We start from the raw sequence: 3,700 nt of genomic DNA on the forward strand, positions 1-3,700 counted from the left end.
AGGAAAGTCTGGCAGACGGAGCTTTTCTGGCCGTGCTCGATGGTGATGCGCCGATCGACCCGCCCTGGGAAGGGGAGGCGACGCGATTCATGCTGGACTTCCTGGAGAGCATCGAAGGGGAGCGGCCTAAATGGTGGGCCACTGCGAGTCAGCGGCTGCGGCAACCGATACTCGACCATCCAACCTTTGAAAGCGTGGGCACGGTGATTAGCAATCCAGTCTTAGTGGCGCAGAACATCACGGATTTCTTAAGGTGTGAGCACTCTCGGTCGACGTGGTCTGAGGACCATCTTGGCGAGAAAGCATCGCCGCAATTCGATGAAGGACTGAGAAAAGTTCTTACGCCCTTCGCAAGCGACGGCACTTTGACTTTCTCGGTGCAGACGCGAGTCGAATGGGGGAGAATCCGCTCACCTGGCGCTCAAAAGTAGTTGGACGGCAGCTTAGTGTTGCTTTTGTTGAATTGCGCCTGATGCGACGCGATTGCGCCAATAGGGACAGTTCTAAGGATGAAATAGTAAATCCTCATACCCTAAGATAAAGCTCAATAGCGCCGAGCTTGCGTAGGTGCCTTGGATTAAAGGTTTCGCGCGAACAACTCGGCGTGCTTGGCCACGAATTCGCTGATGGACGTGGGCGGACGTCCGGTGACCGCCTCCACGTCGCGAGTGCACCGATCGTACCGATTGGCTGCATGGAGACGGGCCATAGTAAGTAAGTGTTCGAAGACGTGCTCAGGTAACTTAAGATTTCGCAGGTCCGAGTCGCGCCACAGCTCCAGTGACACATCCACATATGTGATCTTGCGGCCGAGCGCGCTCGAATATTCTCGGGCGACACCTGTCATGTCCTGCGACTTCGGTCCCGTCAGCTCGTAGACTTTACCGACGTGCGCGGGAGAGTCGGCGAGAATTGTGGCAACAACTTCAGCCACATCGACTGCGGCCACGGGCGATGTTCGCCCGACACCGAATGGCAACCGGATCGAATCGTCCTTCGCTATCGACCGGGCGGCCAGGTTCATAAAGAAAGGATTTTCCAGAAACACCGTCGGGCGAACGTGCACGACTGGGAGTCGCGACCAATTCAACGCTTGTTCGGCTAGCCAGTGCAGGCGCTGCTGCCGAGAGTCCGTCATGTTGGTCAGGCTCATCTGCGATACGGTCATCTGTGAAATGTTGACGAACGCTTCAATGTCACCCTGCTCGCGTGCAACCGCGGCCGCGATGACTGTCGCCTCGAGGTAGGACGACGACACGCTCATACCAAAGTAGATACGCCGACAACCCTCCATCACTCGAGCAACATCACTAGGCGCCGTCAGGTCGCCAACAACGACCTCGGCACCGGTTTCGCGCAGTCCCACCGCACGCTCATCCTCTCGATGAACCAGCGCGCGGACCGGTAGGCCTCGCTTGCGCAGGCGCTCGACGACCTCACGTCCGATGCCGCCTACCCGGCCGGCCGCACCTGTGACTAGTATTGGGCTGTCGGTGGCCATGCGATCATTTCCTCCCGCGTTGATGTTGCTGGCGCCTCGACCATCCTGAATGTGTCCCTAACCGTTAGTAAAGGGTCGGGTAGGGCGCGATTCCAAGCGGCGCGACGTTTCCTGTAAGTGTGGACCACATAAGACGATCGTCGCGCGGGCATGGATCCCATGACCCCGGCACCTCGACCGTCTTATCCATGCGAGGCGGGCGAGAGCTCAACCCTGCTGGACTGTTTCCCGAGCTGCTCGGTTGGGAGTTCATTACATGAAACCGCGGAGTCTGCTTGTTCCTCGCATTCGACGGCAGTAGTCCGGGGGGATAGACATTTTCGGCGCCGATACGCCCGAGCCCGATTGTGCGCGGTGTGTCCGGACTCGATTCCATTTAGCCGAAGCGAGAAAATGGTGAACCAGAAACGATATTGGAGAGGACCATGAGCCAAACTCGGTTGCCCTCTGATTTCAATCCAGCTTCGTATCGGGTGGAGGACACCGTCCGCGATGGTGGGGCGATCGTGATCCGCGCAATCCGGCCCGACGACAAGGAACGCCTGCGTGAGCATGCTCGGGGCCTGAGCTCTGAGTCGGTGTATCATCGGTTCATGGCTTACAAACGCGAACTGAGCGATGAGGACCTGCGGCGTTTTACCGAGCTGGATTTCGACCAACATGTGGGGATAGTGGCGATTGTCAGCGAGGAGGGCCGCGAACACATTGTAGGTATCGGGCGTTACTTTCGCACTTCGAAGGAGCGCGGCGAAGCAGCCTTTTCCGTGATAGATAAACACCAGGGACGCGGCATCGGCACACTGCTCCTCGTCCATCTGAGCGGCATTGCGCGACGCAAGGGAATCAGGGAGTTCGAAGCCGACGTCCTCGGCGACAACGTTCACATGCTCGACGTGATTGCTGCGAGCGGGTTCAAGGTGCAAGCCACACATGAACACGGGGTAGTGCACCTCTTGATGCGCATCGACGATGCCCAGCGCGAATGAGCCAACCGGAGCGGCCGGCTCGAACAGCACGTCTGAACGATCCAGACCTTAGTGAGGTTGCTGCGGCGAGATGGTGGTGACGCGCAGTCCTTTGGAGGTCCAGCCCACGTCGAAGCCGACAACGTCACCTTCGTGCAGCAGATCGATTCCGGGCATCCGTCCGCCTATCTTTGCCCCCACCACGTGCACGAAGGGAAACACAAATTCGAACTCGCGGCCGCTGTGCGAACGCAGGGTACCGTGGCCGCGCGCGCGATCGAGTTTGAAGATCATGCCCTGGTAGAAATTGCCAGGAAATCGCTCGCTGTCGTATTCGTCGGCCACGCCTGATGAAGTAGCATCCGCACGCAGCGCGGAAAAGCCATCTCAGAAGGGTACCGCGGTCCGAAACAATATGAACCGTCCGAGCATCTCGCCGACCAACGCCGACATCACGGCTATGTAGAGCAGGCCGGTGGCCGCCATGGTTTGTGGGACCTTGAGCGTCTGCCAGGTCATCCAGGTGAGGGTCAGCGTGGCGACGGGCCCCAGAAGCGTACGCGAAAGCAGCAGCCCCGGATGAGAATCAACCAGGCCAAGCACAGCGGCACCAGCCGTCCCGCCGACAGCGGCCAGCACGACGAGGGCACCGCCCAGAGCGGCGAGGTCGGCGATGAGAGCGGCAGCCAGTACACGCACAAAACTGCGCAAATACTCCACCGGGAGATTAGGATCGATTAGGTACCAGTGACCGAACATCATGGCGCCGCTCACCAATCCAAGGACGAGCGACGAGGTGACGGCAGTCAGGCCATAAAGGACTGCAGCTATCGCGCCAAAATCAGAGGGTTTGAGAAGAATCGAATTCGCAACCACCGCTACCAACCCGATCAGGAGAGTTGCGCTATACGAGCGCGCCCGCAGCCGCCCGCCTTCGCCCCACAAGGTCGCCAAGTAAATGGCGCAGGCGGCGGAAAATACCAGCCACGACACCGCGGCGCTCCACAGCGTGCCCGGGGTTGGGTGAGTGGTGGCAGTGCCTCGAATCGCCAACCACGAGAAGCCTATCGCCGTGACCAGGCCTGCGCCCAGGTAGACGCTCGCGGTTGACTTATAGAATCCGCGCTCGATCTTGAAGAACGGCGGAATCGAGAGGGCGAAGATTCCGCCAAACGCCAGTTCACCGAACACCAGCAGAAAACACGCGGCAAACCGGGTCACTCTCGGCCCCCGA

Annotated in this window: 5 protein-coding genes; 2 read left to right on the top strand and 3 right to left on the bottom strand. The window is 59.4% G+C overall.

What is annotated here, in order from left to right; translation table 11 throughout:
- Positions 1–431, top strand: a 431-nt coding sequence (locus VGI36_13585) for a hypothetical protein (GenBank protein HEY2486177.1), incomplete at its 5' end; no start/stop codon positions are given.
- Positions 432–577: 146 nt separating this feature from the next.
- On the opposite strand, the gene VGI36_13590 is transcribed toward VGI36_13585, so the two are convergent.
- Positions 578–1,501, bottom strand: coding sequence for an NAD(P)H-binding protein (locus VGI36_13590; protein HEY2486178.1), 924 nt, complete (start codon positions 1,499–1,501; stop codon positions 578–580).
- Positions 1,502–1,926: 425 nt separating this feature from the next.
- On the opposite strand from VGI36_13590, the gene VGI36_13595 reads away from it, so the two are divergent.
- Positions 1,927–2,487 (top strand): GNAT family N-acetyltransferase, encoded by a 561-nt coding sequence (locus tag VGI36_13595; protein ID HEY2486179.1) that lies wholly within the window; start codon positions 1,927–1,929, stop codon positions 2,485–2,487.
- A gap of 48 nt (positions 2,488–2,535) precedes the next feature.
- Here VGI36_13595 and VGI36_13600 read toward each other — a convergent pair whose 3' ends face one another.
- Both VGI36_13600 and VGI36_13605 read right to left on the bottom strand, forming a co-directional pair.
- Positions 2,536–2,811: a hypothetical protein gene (locus VGI36_13600; GenBank protein ID HEY2486180.1), complete on the bottom strand. Its 276-nt coding sequence runs from the start codon at positions 2,809–2,811 to the stop codon at positions 2,536–2,538.
- Positions 2,812–2,853: 42 nt separating this feature from the next.
- On the bottom strand, positions 2,854–3,700 hold an 847-nt coding region (locus tag VGI36_13605; protein HEY2486181.1), incomplete at its 5' end, for a hypothetical protein.

The organism is Candidatus Binataceae bacterium (genome assembly GCA_036495685.1).
Taxonomy (GTDB): Bacteria; Desulfobacterota; Binatia; order Binatales; family Binataceae; genus JAFAHS01.